Below are 16,896 nucleotides of genomic sequence, written 5' to 3'. Positions count from 1 at the left end.
CAGAAACTCTCTGTTGCAATGTTATGGGTTCGCGTTCCCGGTAGCAGAACATGCCACAGACCGGCTGCGAGGCCTGAGGTGCCCCCTGTTCGCTTTCATTTTTCTTTTCAAGGAGTTTAGAGATGAACCAGCTAGAAGCCCTAAAACAGTTCACCACCGTGGTGGCGGACAGTGGTGATATCGAATCGATTCGTAATTACCACCCGGAAGACGCCACCACCAACCCCTCACTCATTCTGAAAGCGTCCGGTCTCGAAGGGTATAAACACCTGATGGATGACGCGATTGAGTACGCCAAAAAACAGGGCGGCAGCAAAGAGACGCAGATTATCAACGCCAGCGACAAAGTGGCGATCAACCTTGGTATGGAAATCCTGAAAAGCATACCGGGCCGTGTTTCGACCGAAGTGGATGCGCGCCTCTCCTTCGATCGTGGCATGTGTGTGACCAAAGCAGAAAAACTGATTCGGATGTATGAAGAGCACGGTATCGATCGCTCACGCGTACTGATTAAGCTGGCCTCGACCTGGGAAGGCATCCGCGCAGCGGAAGAGCTGGAGAAAAACGGCATTCAGTGCAACCTGACACTGCTCTTTTCCTTTGCTCAGGCGCGTGCCTGTGCCGAAGCGGGCGTGTTCCTGATCTCCCCGTTCGTTGGACGCATCTACGACTGGTATAACTCGCGCAAACCCATGGACCCCTACGTGGCAGATGAAGATCCGGGCGTGAAATCCGTGCGTCGCATCTACGATTACTACAAAAAGCACCGTTACAGCACCATCATCATGGGCGCCAGCTTCCGTAAAGTGGAGCAGATTATCGCGCTGGCAGGCTGCGACCGCCTGACCCTGTCACCTAACCTGCTGGAAGAGTTGCAGAACAGTGATGCGCCGCTTGAGCGCAAACTGGAGCCTTCAACTGAAGGTTTCCACCAGCCGTCGCCGCTCTCCGAGGCGGAGTTCCGTTGGGAACATAATCAGGATCCAATGGCAGTTGAAAAACTCTCTGACGGCATCCGCCAGTTCGCGGTTGACCAGCAGAAGCTGGAAGATGTGCTCGCCGCACGCCTGTAGTCTTTATTTTAGTCGGGCGGGACTTTCCCGCCCTGATGCATAACAAGGGAGAACTTTATGTCCTCACGCAGAGAGTTGGCAAACGCGATTCGTGCACTGAGCATGGATGCGGTACAGAAGGCAAATTCAGGCCACCCCGGTGCGCCAATGGGAATGGCCGATATCGCCGAAGTGTTGTGGCGCGACTTCCTCCAGCATAATCCGACCAATCCCGCCTGGCTTGATCGCGACCGCTTTATCCTCTCCAACGGCCACGGCTCGATGCTGCTTTATAGCCTGCTGCACCTGAGCGGTTATGACCTGCCGATTGAAGAGCTGAAAAATTTCCGTCAGCTGCACTCTAAAACGCCAGGTCACCCGGAAATCGGCTACACCCCAGGCGTTGAAACCACCACCGGCCCGCTGGGTCAGGGACTGGCTAACGCCGTGGGCTTAGCCATTGCAGAACGCACGCTGGCCGCGCAGTTTAACCGTCCGGATAATGAGATTGTCGATCACCACACCTATGTTTTTATGGGCGATGGCTGTCTGATGGAAGGCATCTCGCACGAAGTCTGTTCACTGGCGGGGACCCTGGGTCTCGGCAAACTGATCGGCTTCTATGACCATAACGGTATCTCGATCGATGGCGAGACCGAAGGCTGGTTTACTGACGACACCCATAAACGTTTTGAGTCCTACAACTGGCATGTGATTGGCGATATCGACGGCCATGACGCTGATGCCATTCGTGAGGCGATCAAAGAGGCGCAGAGTGTCACCGATAAGCCTTCACTGATTATCTGCCGCACCATTATCGGTTTCGGTTCGCCGAACAAAGCCGGTAAAGAGGAGTCGCACGGCGCGGCGCTGGGTGAGGCAGAAGTTGCCCTGACCCGCAAACAGCTCGGCTGGAACTATCCGGCGTTTGAGATCCCGGCTGAAATCTACCAGCAGTGGGATGCCAAAGCGGCGGGTGCTGAACGTGAAAAAGCCTGGGATGCAAAATTTGCGGCTTACAAAGAAGCCCATCCAGAGCTGGCGAAAGAGTATGAGCGCCGGATGAATGGCGAAATGCCCGCCAACTGGGAAACCGAAGCGACCCGGTTCATTCAGGAGTTGCAGGCTAACCCGCAGAAAATCGCCAGCCGTAAAGCGTCACAAAACTCGCTGGAAGCCTACGGCAAAATGCTGCCGGAGTTCCTCGGCGGTTCTGCTGACCTGGCACCGAGTAACCTCACCATCTGGTCTGGTTCTAAATCGATCAAAGAGGATCCGGCCGGTAACTACATTCACTACGGCGTGCGTGAATTTGGTATGACGGCGATTGGTAACGGTATCGCGCACCATGGCGGTTTCGTTCCCTACACCGCAACCTTCCTGATGTTTGTCGAATATGCGCGTAACGCCGCGCGTATGGCTGCGCTGATGAAGGCACGACAGATTCTGGTCTACACCCATGACTCCATCGGTCTGGGCGAAGATGGCCCGACGCACCAGCCGGTAGAGCAGATCGCCAGCCTGCGTCTGACACCAAACATGAGCGTATGGCGTCCGTGCGATCAGGTCGAAACAGCCGTAGCGTGGAAAGCCGCCGTCGAACGTCATCACGGCCCGACTGCGCTGATCCTTTCGCGTCAGAATCTGCTGCAGCCGGAACGTACCCCGGAGCAGATCGAAAACATCAAACGCGGCGGCTACGTGCTGAAGGATTGCGACGGCACACCAGAAGTGATTCTGATCGCGACCGGTTCAGAGATTGAGATCACCCTGGGTGCAGCGGACAAGCTCACTTCAGGCGGTCACAAGGTGCGGGTGGTTTCACTGCCTTCTACTGACCTGTTTGATGCGCAGGATGCCGCTTACCGCGAATCCGTACTGCCGAGCGGCGTGAAAGCGCGTGTGGCGGTAGAAGCGGGTATTGCTGACTACTGGTTCAAGTATGTCGGTCTTGACGGTGCGATTGTCGGTATGACCACCTTTGGTGAATCGGCCCCGGCCAGTCAGCTGTTCCCGGAGTTTGGCTTCACGGTTGAGAATATCGTCAGCCACGCTGAAGCATTACTCAAGCCAGTTTAATGCTTATGCCCTTCCCGGCTCACCGGGAAGGGCCATTTCCACTTATAGCCTGATACATAAAAAAAACTCCATTCCCCTCTTCCCGCCCTGCGTAAACTCATTACTATAGAGCCGTCATACTTAATGCTGCCTGTGCGCTGGCTGTCCGTCTGTTCCCGCTGTTGTTCTGCCGGGATAACGCGGTTCTGTCCTGATGCATCCCGATGAGTGAAGGCAGATTTCCTCCGATTTTATAGCGAAGCCACTTCCGTTGAACATGCGCACACCCTATTTACTGGCCCTGATGGTTTCACTGCTTCCATTAAAAAGCATGGCGCAGGTCGCGCCCGATCCACTGCTGGCCTCTCAGATTGTTGATCGCTATGCGGAACATATCTTTTACGGCAGCGGTGCAACCGGCATGGCACTGGTGGCGATTGATGGTAATCAGCGGGTGTTCGCCAGCTTTGGTGAAACCCGTCCCGGCAACAATGTCCGTCCGCAGAAAGATTCGCTGATCCGCATCGCCTCGCTGAGTAAGCTGATGACCAGTGAAGTGATGGTGAAGCTGGCTGAGCGCGGACAGATCCGCCTCGACGATCCCCTGAGTAAATATGCGCCGCCGGGTTCACGCGTGCCCACCTACAATGGTCAGCCCATTCGCCTGATCAATCTCTCGACCCACACCAGCGGACTGCCGCGCGAACAGCCAGGCGGCAAAGCGCAGCGTCCGGTATTTGTCTGGCCGACCCGTGGTGAACGCTGGGCGTGGCTGTCACGCGCTAACCTCAAAGCAGCACCGGGCAGCAGTGCCGCCTACTCCAACCTGGGCTACGATCTGCTGGGTGATGCGCTGTCGCGCGCCACGGGCAAACCCTATCCGGCGCTGTTTCAGCAGCTGATTACCCGCCCGCTCGGCATGAAGGACACGACGTTTACGCCTTCGCCAGAGCAGTGCGGACGCCTGATGGTGGCGGAAAAAGGGGCCAGTCCGTGCAATAACACCCTGGCGGCGATTGGCAGCGGCGGCGTTTACTCAACGCCGGATGATATGGGCCGCTGGATGCAGCAGTTCCTTAACTCTTCGGTTAACCACCGCACGCCGCAGATCGATCGACTACAAACGCTGATCTATCGTCGCGATCAGCTGAGCAAAGTAGAAGGCATGGATGTGCCGGGTAAAGCGGATGCGCTGGGGATGGGCTGGGTCTTTATGGGGCCGAAAAATGGTCGTCCTGGCATTATTCAGAAAACCGGCGGCGGCGGCGGTTTCATCACCTATATGGCGATGGTGCCGCAGCATAACGTGGGGGTATTTGTGGTGGTGACTCGCTCGCCGCTGACCCGCTTTACGCCAATGAGCGACGGCGTGAATAATATGCTGGCCGAACTGGTCGGTAATCAGCTTGGCTCACCGATGATGGTGCAGGCGATTCGTTAACGCTGCTGTACGCCACCGTCAGACTGGCTGACCCACAGGGTTGGCCAGTCATCACTGCTGTGCCAGGCATCACAGGTCGACTCTTCCGCATACTCCGCTAACACAAAACGCGCGCCATCAAACTGCCAGCGTGTGGCACTGCCGCAGTCACCCAATCCACGTCCTTTACCAAAAGTGTAGAGCTGGCCGCTGGCCGCATCATATTCGGCGTTAATCAGCTCAAGCTGCCGATCACTGGCACCTGGTGGGGTAAACGGCAGAGTTAAGGTGATGCCGCGCGCAACATACGGCTGGCTGCGCGTCACTTCAAACGCCAGATCGATCACGTTATAAGCCCCCATTTCACAACTCACCAGCAGCAGCGCGCGCTGATCGGTGAGTGGCGCAACGCTGACTTCACGGCGCAGTGGATCGAGTGAGCAGGAGTCGGTATTGACCCGCCAGGTGCCGTAATCAATTAATCCGCTGGTCTCGTCGCGCGTCAATGCCGCGGGTGGCTCGACAGCAGGCGGCAATGGCGGCAGCGCAGGCGGTGGTGGAACATCCCAGCTGGCGCGATCGCCACGCTTAACCCATGCGCTCATGCTGTTGACCCGCCCCTGGGTGTCATCCATCAGCAACAGCGCGGCCTTCATACCGCGCAGGGAGATCAGCGCATTGGGATCGAAAGTGAGCTGAAGGGTTTTCGCCTCCATCACCAGATCAAGAAACTCATCAATTGCGATGGCATTGCTGGTGGCGAGATGATGCGGTTCAACCGTCCAGTGTTTGAGGTCGGGTTTCAGACGGCGCTGATCCAGTAGCAGGTTATCCTGAAGCGAACCGCCAGGCAGCGCGCCACTGTAGGCACTGCCGTAGTCGATTCGCAGCAAGGGGCGATCGTTGACGCCCGCATGCCGCGAAATCGTCATCACTAACCCTTTGTCGCCCGGAATATTGCGCGCCACGCAAAAGGCTTCATTGTTGCAGGTGATTTGCCAGTCGTTGAATGACTTTTGCAACGGTTCCGCCTGAACACAGGCAACCCACAGAGACGGCAACAGCCACAGCGATTTCATCCAATACGACATTAAGAAAATCGATCCCCGAATACCCAGAGTGGAGAGGATAGCGCATCAACGGGCCTGCCAGGGTTCCCATTCTGTGAACCTGTGCAAAAAGCGCAGTTAACTGCTTAAAAAGCGTGCATGAAAAGTGGATTATGCTTCACTTTCCACGCTCAACGCCGTCACGCTGCAACAGGCTAACTGCATGATTTTTTATGGTATCAGCCAGCCAGCGATCTGCGCATGCTGCAACAGCATGACGGTTTTGCCGTCGCGAATGCGGCCATCGGCGACCATTGCCAGTGCATCAGGGAAAGGCAGTTCCAGCACGTCGATCGACTCATCTTCAACGCCGCCGCCCGCATTGTCGCGCAGCGATTCATTATATTCTGCCGCGAAAAAGTGGATCAATTCAGTGACGCCGCCCGGCGACATATAGCAGGCATAGAGTTTCTCCACCTCGCCCACCGCATAACCGGTCTCTTCAATCGCCTCTTTGCGAATGCAATCTTCCGGAGAGTCGTCGTCCAGCAAGCCGGCACAGGCTTCAATTAACATGCCGCCCTCGTTACCGTTGACGTAAGTGGCGATACGGAACTGGCGCGTCAGAACCACGCTGTTCTTTTCACGGTTATAGAGCAGGATGGTCGCCCCGTTTCCGCGATCGTAGACTTCACGTTTATGGCGGATAACCTCGCCACGACCATCGGTGATCTCATAGGTGTAGTTACGCAGCACAAACCAGTTTTCGGACAGGAGCTTATCTTTGATGATGTTGATCTTAAACGACATGAGGACTCCGCTACCGCATAAAGGGAGCCTTTCATCATAGGGGCAAGCTTGCGGGAAAACTATCTTAATTCTCGCGGTGAATGAGGCGGTTTACGCCAAAAAAAAGCCAGCCCGAAAGCTGGCCTGATTGCTGCAGCGCTTATCAGCGTGAGGTGTCGTCAGCCAGTCGGGTCGGCTGAGGCTCCTCTTCGTGATGATCCTGTTCGGTCTCAGCTATGGCGTGAACACGCTTACGCACGCCAAACCATCCCAGCACCAGCAGTACCGCGATCAGCGGAATGGAGGCGATGGTGTAAGTCCCGTTCGGGTAGTCAAACGCCATCAGCACCAGCACGCTGAACAGGAACAGCAGCGTCAGCCATGAGGTAAACGGCGCGCCTGGCAGCTTGAAGCTGACATCATCCGCCTTGCCCTCTTTAATCGCTTTGCGCAGACGCAGCTGACAAACCACGATAAAGGCCCAGGAGGAGATAATCCCCAGCGAGGCGACGTTCAGGACGATCTCAAACACCTGAGAAGGCACATAGTAGTTAAGCACCACACCAATCACATAGACGGCGATGGTCACCAGAATACCGGCATAAGGCACCTGCTGACCGTTCATCTTAGACATGAATTTCGGTGCAGAGCCACCCATCGACATGGAACGCAGAATACGCCCGGTTGAGTAGAGGCCCGAGTTCAGGCTGGAGAGCGCGGCACTCAGCACCACGATATTCATGATGCTGCCAACGTAAGGCACGCCCAGCTTCGAGAAGAAGGTAACAAACGGACTCTGACCCGCCTGATAGGCGTTCCACGGCAGCAGCAGCACCAGCAGGACCACGGAGCCAACGTAGAACAGGCCGATACGCCAGATCACGCTGTTGATCGCTTTCGGCAGCATGGTTTTCGGGTCTTTACATTCTCCCGCCGCCGTACCTACCAGTTCGATAGAGGCAAAGGCGAACACCACACCCTGAATCAGCACCAGCGCAGGCAGTAAGCCGTGCGGGAACATGCCACCGTTATCGGTGATCAGATGGAAGCCGGTGCTGTTGCCATCCAGCGGTTTGCCGGTGCCAAGGAACACCACGCCCACCACCAGGAAGATCACAATTGCCAGCACTTTCACCAGCGCGAACCAGAACTCCATCTCGGCAAACCACTTTACGCCGATCATGTTCATGGTGCCGACAATCGCCAGCGCGCCCAGGGCGAACACCCACTGTGGCACATCACCAAATGCGCCCCAGTAGTGCATGTAGAGCGCGACGGCGGTGATATCGACGATGCCGGTCATTGCCCAGTTGACGAAGTACATCCAGCCCGCCACGTAGGAGGCTTTCTCACCCAGGAATTCACGGGCGTAGGAGACGAAGCTGCCGCTGCTGGGACGGTGTAACACCAGTTCGCCCAGCGCACGCAGAATAAAGAAGGAGAAGATGCCACACACCAGATAGATGATGGCTAAGGCGGGGCCAGCAGCCTGCAAACGGCCACCTGCGCCCAGGAACAAACCGGTACCGATGGCACCGCCGATCGCAATCATCTGTACGTGACGGTTACCCATCGCCTTCTGGTAGCCGGCGTCATGAGAGTTGAGCCAGCGTCGTTTCGCAGCGCGCATCTCGCCTGGGGTTTTGTTTTTAGATTTCATAGCATTCCTGTTTGTCCTGACTATCAGTCGTCGCCCCCATTTCAGGCGTAATGCCCTGTGAAACGGGGTATTTTCCTCTGTGCGTTTGCCTGTGAGTGAGTGCCAGGCAGCGCGGGAATTTACGGCGATGAATCCTACCCGTTCTGCAAGAACGAAGCAAAATATACCGGGCAGATGCACAGGCTGATTTGTAAGAATCCATCCTGATGCACAAAAACAAAAAAACCGGCCATTTTCAGGCCGGTAAAAGCTACAGGGATGGAAACAGGAGGGTTGGGTTAGCGATAAATCTCTGCGGTGCCGCTCCACAGGCTGGAGTCGCCTGGGTTATCGACACCGATAACGCGGTAATGGCTGGCGCCCATCTCTTCCGCTTTTTGCGACAGCTGGCGATTCGCATCGTCCAGCGAGCCGCGAACGCCGGAGACCGAAACGCTACCGATGCTCTGCATACTCTGCGCCTGCGACTGATCGACCGGCGCGGCGGCAAAAGTGGCAAATGAGGCGGTAGCCAGTAATGCGCCTGCCAGGACAGCATTCAGCTTTTTCATTGGATGCTCCTTAATCTGTGTTCGGGGTTGAGTTGATGACTGGATGAATTATTAGCGCTGCAATGAAAAGCAACATCGGGACGATGTAAACCTGTTCCTTTTTTAAGCGTTGAACAGCAGCACGTCCTGGGAACTGTCAGTTGCGGTCATTTTATGTGCGATGTGTAACGTCCTGTGCGATAAACAGGGAATGGATCATTTGCGTTACGTTAATGCGCTCTTATAATTCCCGCACTCTCAACAGGGCCATTCATGTGATTGTTAAACGTTCCGTAACTCAAAGCATCGCTCAGGCGCTCAGCGCCATTGTCCTGCTGTCGCTGCTCACCACCGGTCTGGCATTAGTCACGCTCCTGAGCAGCCAGCGCGACGCGGAGGCGATCAATCTGGCGGGTTCACTGCGCATGCAGAGCTATCGCATGGCCTGGGATGCCAGCCGGCAGCCGCAAAATCTGGCTCATCATCTGGCGCGCTATCAGCAAACGCTGGATGCCCCGGTGCTGCAGAAACTTGATCGGCCCTGGGTACCCCGTGAAGTAAGTGTTCGCTATCAACGGCTGCGTGCCGCCTGGCCCTCGCTGCAGCAACAGTTGCAACAGGGCGATACCGTGGCTTATCAGCAGCAGGTGCCGATCTACGTCGGTGAAATCGATCGCTTTGTACTGGGTCTGCAACGCTATACCGAGTTGAAAATGCATCTGGTGGCCGCCAGCAGCCTGGTGGGGGTCATTGCGATTGTGGCGCTGGCACTGATGACGATTCGCTTTACCCGACTGCAGGTGGTGCGCCCGCTTAATGCGCTGGTCACCGCCAGTCGCTACGTAGAGAGCGGCAACTTTGCTTTTCCGCCGCTGCACGTTGAGCAGCAGAATGAACTGCGGGTGCTGTCGCATGCCTTCAGCGGCATGGCGGCACGGCTGCATTCGCACTACCAGCTGCTGGAAAGCACGGTGCGCGCCAAAACAGAAGATTTAACCCAGGCGAATCGCACGCTGTCGCTACTCTATGACAGCTCACAAATGCTGACCGCCAGCCCGCTGCATCCGGCACTGTTTGAAGCCGTGTTAACCAATGTACTGACGCGCGAGAAACTGACGGCGATCCGGCTCGACAGCGACCAGTTTCAGTTTCGTGCCGGTGATGATCAGGCAGCCGGTCAGTGGCAACGTCTGCCGTTACAGCAGGACGAGCAGCAGATTGGCGAGCTGCGCTGGCAGACAGCTGGTGCCTCGCCTCCGGATGAACTGATGCGCAGCCTGGCGGCGATGCTGGGACGGGCTATCTGGATCTGGCAGGCACAGCAGCAGTATCAGCAGATGCTGCTGATTGAAGAGCGCACGACCATTGCCCGGGAATTACATGACTCGCTGGCGCAGTCGCTCTCGTTTTTACGCATTCAGCTGACCCTGCTGCGCCGCGCCGTTGATAAAGACGATAGCGCCGCCCATACCATTATCGCGGACTTCGATCAGGCGCTGGCCGAGGCCTATCGTCAGCTGCGTGAGCTGCTGACCACCTTCCGTCTGACCATTGAGCAGGCGGATCTGGTGGCGGCCATGCAGGCGATGATCGCCTCGCTGCAGGAGAAGAGCAGCGCAGAGATACACTTTAACTATCAGACCGGCCTGCAGAGTCTGGAAGCACAACAGCAGGTGCATGTGTTGCAGATCGTCCGTGAGGCGCTGCTGAATGCGATTCGTCACGCCAGTGCGCAGGTTATCCGGGTGGATTATCAGCACAGTGAAAAAGGTGAGCACTTACTGACGATTACGGATGATGGCGTGGGGATGAACAGCACTGACGAACCGCCGGGCCATTACGGCCTGACTATTATGGCGGAGCGCGCTCAGCGCCTGAGCGGCCATCTGACCCTCCATGCACAGCCACGGGGTACCAGGGTGGAGTTGCGCTTTCCACCGCAACCGGCGCGCCCGCTGGAATAGCAGGCCAGAGCGGGTCTTAATTCATTAAAATAATCTATCGGTTTGCGACCGCGGACTATTCGATACAAAACAGGGTGTTGTCCCTGAACAATACCGTCTGATCTGCCGCAGTCTGAAACCTATGAAACGGAGAAAATATGCAACAGCCCGCATTAACATTGATGATTGTGGATGACCACCCGCTGATGCGCCGCGGTGTCCGTCAGCTGCTGGCGCTGGATCCCCGGCTGGAGGTGATCGCCGAAGCCAGCAACGGCACTGAAGCGCTGGCGGAGGCCCGCCATCAGGAACCGGACATCATTCTGCTCGACCTGAATATGAAAGGCATGTCCGGACTGGATACGCTGAAGGCGCTGCGCCATGAAGGGATCAGTTCGCGCATTCTGGTGCTGACCGTCTCTGACGCCCGCAGCGATATTTTTGCCATGGTGGATGCCGGTGCTGACGGCTATCTGCTCAAGGACAGCGAGCCGGAGGTCCTGCTGGGGCATATCCTGCAGGCATCGCGGGGCGAAAAGGTCTTCAGCGAGGGCGTCACCCGCTATCTGGCTAATCGCCAGCACAGTGCCGATCCTCTGCGTCAGCTCACCGAGCGCGAACGGGATGTGCTGCAGGAGGTGGCGCGTGGCCTGTCGAATAAAGAGGTTGCCGCTATTCTGCATATCTCTGAAGAGACGGTAAAAGTGCACATTCGTAACCTGCTGCGGAAACTGGATGTCCGCTCACGCGTCGCCGCCACGGTGATGTGGCTTGAAAGCCGCAAATAGCCAACGAATTTACATTTTCTCCTCAATTTCTCCACGATTTCCCCCGCTGCCGCACGTAGAGTAAACGGCGGCGGAGAATCATGGCAAAGACCCGCCGAGTTTCCTGCCAGAGCGCCCGTTGCTGGTGGGCCTGACCAACGATAAAAGTAGTGAGGAGTGTCGATTTAATGTCGAATTTCTTTATCGACCGCCCTATCTTTGCCTGGGTTCTGGCGATTCTGCTGTGCCTGTGTGGCACGCTTTCGATTATTTCGCTGCCTATTGAACAGTACCCCGATCTGGCACCGCCCAACGTGCGCATCACCGCTAACTATCCGGGCGCATCCGCCCAGACGCTGGAAAACACCGTTACCCAGGTGATCGAGCAGAACATGACCGGCATCGATAATCTGATGTACATGTCCTCTAACAGCAGCAACACCGGCCAGGCACAGATCACCCTCACCTTTACCGCCGGGACCAATCCCGATGAAGCCCGTCAGCAGGTACAGAACCAGCTGCAATCCGCACTGCGCAAATTGCCACAGGCGGTGCAGTCGCAGGGTGTGACCGTCAATAAAACCGGTGACAGTAATATTCTGATGGTGGCATTCGTTTCAACCGACGGCAGCATGGATAAGCAGGATATTTCAGACTATGTCGCCAGTAATATTCAGGATCCGCTAAGCCGTATTGATGGCGTCGGCCAGGTTGACGCTTACGGCTCGCAATATGCGATGCGTATCTGGCTCGATCCCAATAAACTGATCGCCTATTCGCTGACCACGGAAGATGTGGTCAGTGCGATCCAGTCGCAGAACACCCAGGTTGCCGTGGGTCAGGTGGGTGGCCTGCCGTCGGTAGAGAAACAGGCGCTTAACGCCACGGTCAACGCCCAGTCGATGCTGCAGACCCCTGAGCAGTTCCGGGCGATTACCCTGAAGAACAATCCCGATGGTTCGGTGGTGACGCTGGGCGATGTCGCCAGCGTGGCGCTGGGCGCTGAGAAGTATGATTATCTGAGTCGTTACAACGGCCAGCCCGCGTCAGGCCTGGGGGTGAAGCTGGCATCCGGTGCCAACGAGATGAACACCGATAAGCTGGTGCGGGCGCGCATTGAGGAGCTGTCCCACTACTTCCCGCACGGTCTGGAAGCAAAAATCGCCTATGAAACATCCCCTTTCGTTAAAGCGTCAATCACCGATGTGGTGAAGACGTTGCTGGAGGCGATTGTGCTGGTATTTGGCGTGATGTACCTGTTTATGCAGAACTTCCGTGCCACCTTAATTCCTACTATTGCAGTGCCGGTGGTGCTGTTCGGCACCTTCAGCGTGCTCTATGCCTGCGGGTTCAGCATCAATACCCTGACCATGTTTGCCATGGTGCTGGCAATCGGGCTGCTGGTGGATGATGCCATCGTGGTGGTGGAAAACGTTGAACGTATCATGCATGAAGAGGGACTCTCGCCGCGTGCCGCCACCCGAAAATCGATGGGCCAGATTCAGGGCGCGCTGGTGGGTATCGCGCTGGTGCTCTCTGCGGTGTTTGTGCCGATGGCGTTTTTCGGCGGCACCGTCGGCGCCATCTACCGTCAGTTCTCAATTACCATTGTGTCGGCGATGGTGCTGTCGGTGCTGGTGGCGATGATCCTGACACCGGCGCTCTGTGCCACGCTGCTCAAACCCGTTTCACAGGGCGAGCAGCCTGAGCGTCGCGGCTTCTTCGGCTGGTTCAATCGTCACTTTAATCGCAATGCTGACCGCTACGAGCGCGGGGTCGCGGGTATCCTGCGCAAGGGCGGTCGCTGGCTGCTGCTCTATCTCGGCATCATCGGCCTGATGGCCTTTCTGTTTCTGCGTCTGCCGACGTCGTTTCTGCCGCTGGAAGATCGCGGCGTATTCCTGACGCAGGTTCAGCTTCCGGCAGGCGCGACACTTGAGCAAACTGCCAGCGTCGTCGCCAAAGTTGAAAACTATTATCTCACCGAGGAGAAAGCCAATGTGCTGTCGGTCTTCTCCACCATCGGCGCAGGTCCGGGCGGCAATGGACAAAACGTGGCGCGTCTGTTTGTGCGGCTGAAAGACTGGGAAGCGCGGCCCGGTGCCGATCGCACCTCGTTCGCGATTATCGAGCGCGCGACGAAGGCATTTCAGAAGATCAAAGAGGGCCGGGTGATTGCCAGCAGCCCGCCAGCCATCACCGGCATGGGCAGCAGCTCCGGCTTTGACCTGCAACTGCAGGATCACGCGGGCGTCGGTCATACCCAACTGATGGCGATGCGTGACAAACTGCTGGAGATGGCGGGCAATGACAACGCGCTGTCGCGGGTACGGCACAATGGACTGGATGACAGCCCGCAGCTGCAGATCGATGTTGATGCACGTAAAGCGCAGGCGCTGGGCGTGTCGCTGGATACCATCAACGACACCCTGACCACCGCGTGGGGTTCCAGCTACGTGAATGACTTCCTGGATCGTGGCCGGGTGAAGAAGGTCTATGTACAGGCTGCCGCTGAATTCCGCATGCTGCCAGACGACATCAACAAATGGTACGTGCGCAATAGCAGCGGCAAAATGGTGCCCTTCTCCGCGTTTGCCACCAGCCGCTGGGAGACCGGTTCCCCACGTCTTGAACGCTACAACGGCTATTCGTCGCTGGAGATTGTCGGCGAAGCGGCCAGTGGCGTCAGCAGCGGCACGGCGATGGATGAGATGGAAAAACTGGTTAATGCCCTGCCCCTGGGCGTCGGGTTCCAGTGGACCGGTGCCTCTTATCAGGAGCGGCTCTCCGGTTCGCAGGCGCCGGCACTTTATGCGATTTCGCTGCTGGTGGTCTTTCTCTGCCTGGCCGCGCTGTATGAAAGCTGGTCGATCCCGTTCTCGGTGATGCTGGTGGTGCCGCTGGGCGTGGTCGGCGCGCTAATCGCCACCTGGATGCGTGGGCTGGAAAATGACGTCTATTTCCAGGTTGGCCTGCTGACGGTAGTGGGGTTATCCGCCAAAAACGCCATCCTGATTGTAGAATTTGCTAATGAGATCAACAGCCGGGGACGCGAGCTGGTGGAATCTACGCTGGAGGCATCGCGTCAGCGCCTGCGGCCGATTCTGATGACCTCGCTGGCCTTTATCTTTGGTGTACTGCCCATGGCGATCAGCAGCGGAGCGGGCTCCGGCAGCCAGCATGCCGTGGGAACCGGTGTGATGGGCGGAATGATCTCTGCCACACTGCTGGCGATCTTTTTTGTGCCGCTGTTCTTTGTGCTGGTACGCCGCCGTTTCCCGCTCAAAGAGAAGCCGCTCGACTAAGTAGAGGCGCAAATAAAAAGCGGTCACTGATATCAGTGGCCGCCTTATTTCTGTGTGTGGTAAGAATTCCAGCAAGCGGGATTAACCTGCTTTTTCTTCGCGCGTTACTTGTTGCGTAACATCGCTTCGATAAATTCTTTCCAGGTTCCCATTTCGGTGTCAATCATAATGCCCTCTCTTATTGTGCTGGCAATGTTACGCTCTTTTTTTATACAGGTGAATACGTTTACACCTGTTATATCTATCGGCATACGCCATAAAAACATGAATGTTGCTGGTTTTGCAAGCTGACGCACACTTCAGCAACTCCTTAACCCCGTTGAAAATAATTTATTTTAAACCCAGCGGTAGACTATTTTATCAACATGGCGAAATTCCTAAGCTCTTATTGATAAGCAGGGTAATGGTTAGATGCGAAATTGATAGCGTTTACCCGATGCCGGACGATGACCTTGCTGCCGTGCTCTGTGGCCCGATTCCCGCGCCTGCGCAGATGCCGCAACGGATCACACTATGGTAAACTCGCACTTTGGCTGCTTTTTTCAGCTTTCACTTCTCACAGGACAATAAGGATCGGGCAATGAGCACGCAGTGGGTGATGTTCGGGATTAAAAATTGCGACACCATAAAAAAAGCCCGGCGCTTTTTAACAGACGCAGGCGTTGACTATCACTTCCACGACTACCGTGCGGATGGCCTGAACGATGTCCTGCTGCAGGAGTTTATCGATGCACTGGGTTATCAGGCTCTGCTTAACACCCGGGGCACCACCTGGCGTAAATTGCCTGAGAGTGATCGCGACGCGGTTACCGATGCCAGCAGCGCCAAAGCGCTGATGCTGGCGCATCCCGCCATGATTAAGCGTCCGCTGTTGCGCGCCCCGGATGGCGCCCTGCTCGCCGGTTTCAGCGAAGCCACCTATCAGAATGCTATCCAGGAGAAGTCATAATATGTTTTGCCCGGTCATTGAGCTGACGCAGCAGCTTATTCGTCGCCCCTCTCTCAGCCCCGATGATGCCGGATGTCAGGCTCTGCTGATCGCCCGTCTTGAAGCCATTGGCTTTAAGATTGAAACGATGAACATCGACGACACCCTGAATTTCTGGGCCACCCGTGGCGAAGGTGAAACGCTGGCGTTTGCCGGTCACACCGATGTGGTGCCGCCTGGCGATGCCAGCCGCTGGATTAATCCGCCGTTTGAACCCACCATCCGCGACGGTATGCTGTTCGGTCGCGGCGCGGCCGACATGAAAGGATCGCTGGCGGCAATGGTGGTGGCTGCCGAACGTTTTGTTGCGGTGCGTCCCAATCACCGAGGGCGACTCGCCTTTATGATTACCTCTGATGAAGAGGCCAGCGGGGCCAATGGCACGGTTAAAGTGGTTGAGCGGCTGATGGCGCGCCGCGAACGGCTCGACTATTGCCTGGTCGGCGAGCCCTCCAGCACGGAAGTGGTGGGTGATGTGGTGAAAAATGGCCGTCGCGGTTCGATCACCGCTAACCTGATGGTGCATGGCGTGCAGGGCCACGTCGCCTATCCACATCTGGCGGATAACCCGGTTCACCGGGCGATGCCCGCGCTGAACGAGCTGGTCGCGACCGAGTGGGATCAGGGGAATGAGTTCTTTCCGGCGACCAGCATGCAGATTGCCAACGTCCAGGCGGGCACCGGCAGTAACAATGTGATCCCCGGCGAGCTGTTTGTGCAGTTTAACTTCCGCTTCAGCACCGAACTCACCGATGAGACGATTCGTCAGCGGGTCGCAGAGCTGCTGGATCGTCACCAGTTGCGTTACACCATTGAGTGGAAACTCTCTGGCCAGCCCTTCCTGACCACGCGCGGTAAGCTGGTTGATGCCGTCGTGAAAGCTGTAGCGCACTATAATGAAATTAAGCCGCAGCTGCTGACCACGGGCGGAACCTCCGATGGCCGCTTTATTGCCCGGATGGGTGCACAGGTGGTGGAACTGGGGCCAGTGAATGCCACCATTCATAAAATCAATGAGTGTGTGAAAGCCTCCGACCTGCAGATGCTGAGCCGGATGTACCAACGCATCATGGAACAACTGATCGCCTGACGGCGGTTTTAAGGAGCAGCAAATGGAATTTATTAAAGATTACTGGTGGATCCTGGTGATCCTGCTGATGGTTGGCGTGCTGATGAACGTTTATAAAGATCTGAAACGCATCGATCATAAAAAATTTATGGATAACAAACCTGACCTGCCGCCGCATCGTGATTTCAACGATAAATGGGATGACGACGACAACTGGCCGAAGAAGAAGTAAACGAAAAAGCCCCTGCTATGCAGTAATGCCAGTC

General features: G+C 56.4%; 14 protein-coding genes. 9 read left to right on the top strand and 5 right to left on the bottom strand.

Features of this window, described 5'->3' with window-relative positions; translation table 11 throughout:
* The first annotated feature begins 122 nt into the window (after nucleotides 1-122).
* From tal to ampH, 3 genes are all read left to right on the top strand, one after another.
* Nucleotides 123-1,073, top strand: a complete 951-nt coding sequence (gene tal, locus OK412_RS00785; RefSeq protein ID WP_010259954.1) for a transaldolase — start codon at nucleotides 123-125, stop codon at nucleotides 1,071-1,073.
* A gap of 57 nt (nucleotides 1,074-1,130) precedes the next feature.
* The gene (tkt, locus tag OK412_RS00780; RefSeq protein WP_264352579.1) at nucleotides 1,131-3,131 is read left to right on the top strand and encodes a transketolase; all 2,001 of its coding nucleotides are present in this window, start codon (nucleotides 1,131-1,133) and stop codon (nucleotides 3,129-3,131) included.
* 256 nt (nucleotides 3,132-3,387) lie between these two features.
* Nucleotides 3,388-4,551 carry a D-alanyl-D-alanine-carboxypeptidase/endopeptidase AmpH gene (ampH, locus tag OK412_RS00775; protein ID WP_010259962.1) on the top strand — a complete coding sequence of 388 codons (1,164 nt, stop codon included), beginning with the start codon at nucleotides 3,388-3,390 and terminating at the stop codon, nucleotides 4,549-4,551.
* Here the strand turns inward: ampH and OK412_RS00770 are convergent.
* The 4 genes from OK412_RS00770 to OK412_RS00755 form a co-directional block, all read right to left on the bottom strand.
* Nucleotides 4,548-5,621: a DUF1176 domain-containing protein gene (locus OK412_RS00770; protein WP_033772384.1), complete on the bottom strand. Its 1,074-nt coding sequence runs from the start codon at nucleotides 5,619-5,621 to the stop codon at nucleotides 4,548-4,550. The genes ampH and OK412_RS00770 overlap by 4 nt on opposite strands.
* A gap of 189 nt (nucleotides 5,622-5,810) precedes the next feature.
* Nucleotides 5,811-6,389 carry a GDP-mannose pyrophosphatase NudK gene (gene nudK, locus OK412_RS00765; RefSeq protein WP_031592577.1) on the bottom strand — a complete coding sequence of 193 codons (579 nt, stop codon included), beginning with the start codon at nucleotides 6,387-6,389 and terminating at the stop codon, nucleotides 5,811-5,813.
* Nucleotides 6,390-6,531: 142 nt separating this feature from the next.
* Nucleotides 6,532-8,028 (bottom strand): L-asparagine permease, encoded by a 1,497-nt coding sequence (gene ansP / locus OK412_RS00760; protein WP_010259970.1) that lies wholly within the window; start codon nucleotides 8,026-8,028, stop codon nucleotides 6,532-6,534.
* A gap of 278 nt (nucleotides 8,029-8,306) precedes the next feature.
* Nucleotides 8,307-8,579: a DUF1471 domain-containing protein gene (locus OK412_RS00755; protein WP_010671356.1), complete on the bottom strand. Its 273-nt coding sequence runs from the start codon at nucleotides 8,577-8,579 to the stop codon at nucleotides 8,307-8,309.
* A 254-nt stretch (nucleotides 8,580-8,833) separates the two neighbouring features.
* On the opposite strand from OK412_RS00755, the gene narQ reads away from it, so the two are divergent.
* The 3 genes from narQ to acrD all read left to right on the top strand — a co-directional run bounded on the left by narQ (nucleotide 8,834) and on the right by acrD (nucleotide 14,573).
* The gene (gene narQ / locus OK412_RS00750; protein ID WP_029519734.1) at nucleotides 8,834-10,522 is read left to right on the top strand and encodes a nitrate/nitrite two-component system sensor histidine kinase NarQ; all 1,689 of its coding nucleotides are present in this window, start codon (nucleotides 8,834-8,836) and stop codon (nucleotides 10,520-10,522) included.
* 137 nt (nucleotides 10,523-10,659) lie between these two features.
* Nucleotides 10,660-11,289: a response regulator gene (locus OK412_RS00745; protein WP_033758590.1), complete on the top strand. Its 630-nt coding sequence runs from the start codon at nucleotides 10,660-10,662 to the stop codon at nucleotides 11,287-11,289.
* A 167-nt stretch (nucleotides 11,290-11,456) separates the two neighbouring features.
* Nucleotides 11,457-14,573 carry a multidrug efflux RND transporter permease AcrD gene (acrD, locus tag OK412_RS00740; protein ID WP_033758593.1) on the top strand — a complete coding sequence of 1,039 codons (3,117 nt, stop codon included), beginning with the start codon at nucleotides 11,457-11,459 and terminating at the stop codon, nucleotides 14,571-14,573.
* 104 nt (nucleotides 14,574-14,677) lie between these two features.
* Here the strand turns inward: acrD and OK412_RS00735 are convergent, their stop codons facing one another.
* A complete protein-coding gene (locus tag OK412_RS00735) occupies nucleotides 14,678-14,869 on the bottom strand; it encodes a hypothetical protein (RefSeq protein ID WP_010259981.1) in 192 nt (63 codons plus the stop codon).
* 284 nt (nucleotides 14,870-15,153) lie between these two features.
* Between OK412_RS00735 and OK412_RS00730 the strand changes: the two genes are divergently transcribed.
* Genes OK412_RS00730 through OK412_RS00720 form a run of 3 tightly spaced genes read left to right on the top strand, consistent with a single transcriptional unit; the run spans nucleotide 15,154 to nucleotide 16,862 of the window.
* Nucleotides 15,154-15,522, top strand: a complete 369-nt coding sequence (locus OK412_RS00730; protein ID WP_187492419.1) for an ArsC family reductase — start codon at nucleotides 15,154-15,156, stop codon at nucleotides 15,520-15,522.
* A gap of 1 nt (nucleotide 15,523) precedes the next feature.
* Nucleotides 15,524-16,651, top strand: coding sequence for a succinyl-diaminopimelate desuccinylase (gene dapE / locus OK412_RS00725; protein WP_264352578.1), 1,128 nt, complete (start codon nucleotides 15,524-15,526; stop codon nucleotides 16,649-16,651).
* Nucleotides 16,652-16,673: 22 nt separating this feature from the next.
* Nucleotides 16,674-16,862: a YpfN family protein gene (locus OK412_RS00720; RefSeq protein WP_003848800.1), complete on the top strand. Its 189-nt coding sequence runs from the start codon at nucleotides 16,674-16,676 to the stop codon at nucleotides 16,860-16,862.
* The last annotated feature ends 34 nt before the right edge of the window (nucleotides 16,863-16,896 follow it).

Source organism: Pantoea sp. JV6 (assembly GCF_025910055.1).
Taxonomy (GTDB): Bacteria; Pseudomonadota; Gammaproteobacteria; order Enterobacterales; family Enterobacteriaceae; genus Pantoea; species Pantoea agglomerans.
This window is presented reverse-complemented; position numbering and strand designations above follow the sequence as displayed.

Excerpts from the sequence above, each read along its gene's own strand:
- OK412_RS00720 (WP_003848800.1), top strand. The coding sequence starts at position 16,674 with ATGGAATTTATTAAAGATTACTGGTGGATCCTGGTGATCCTGCTGATG.
- tal (WP_010259954.1), top strand. The coding sequence starts at position 123 with ATGAACCAGCTAGAAGCCCTAAAACAGTTCACCACCGTGGTGGCGGAC.
- ansP (WP_010259970.1), bottom strand. The coding sequence starts at position 8,028 with ATGAAATCTAAAAACAAAACCCCAGGCGAGATGCGCGCTGCGAAACGA.
- OK412_RS00745 (WP_033758590.1), top strand. The coding sequence starts at position 10,660 with ATGCAACAGCCCGCATTAACATTGATGATTGTGGATGACCACCCGCTG.
- OK412_RS00730 (WP_187492419.1), top strand. The coding sequence starts at position 15,154 with ATGAGCACGCAGTGGGTGATGTTCGGGATTAAAAATTGCGACACCATA.
- tkt (WP_264352579.1), top strand. The coding sequence starts at position 1,131 with ATGTCCTCACGCAGAGAGTTGGCAAACGCGATTCGTGCACTGAGCATG.
- ampH (WP_010259962.1), top strand. The coding sequence starts at position 3,388 with ATGCGCACACCCTATTTACTGGCCCTGATGGTTTCACTGCTTCCATTA.
- acrD (WP_033758593.1), top strand. The coding sequence starts at position 11,457 with ATGTCGAATTTCTTTATCGACCGCCCTATCTTTGCCTGGGTTCTGGCG.
- OK412_RS00770 (WP_033772384.1), bottom strand. The coding sequence starts at position 5,621 with ATGTCGTATTGGATGAAATCGCTGTGGCTGTTGCCGTCTCTGTGGGTT.
- dapE (WP_264352578.1), top strand. The coding sequence starts at position 15,524 with ATGTTTTGCCCGGTCATTGAGCTGACGCAGCAGCTTATTCGTCGCCCC.
- nudK (WP_031592577.1), bottom strand. The coding sequence starts at position 6,389 with ATGTCGTTTAAGATCAACATCATCAAAGATAAGCTCCTGTCCGAAAAC.
- OK412_RS00755 (WP_010671356.1), bottom strand. The coding sequence starts at position 8,579 with ATGAAAAAGCTGAATGCTGTCCTGGCAGGCGCATTACTGGCTACCGCC.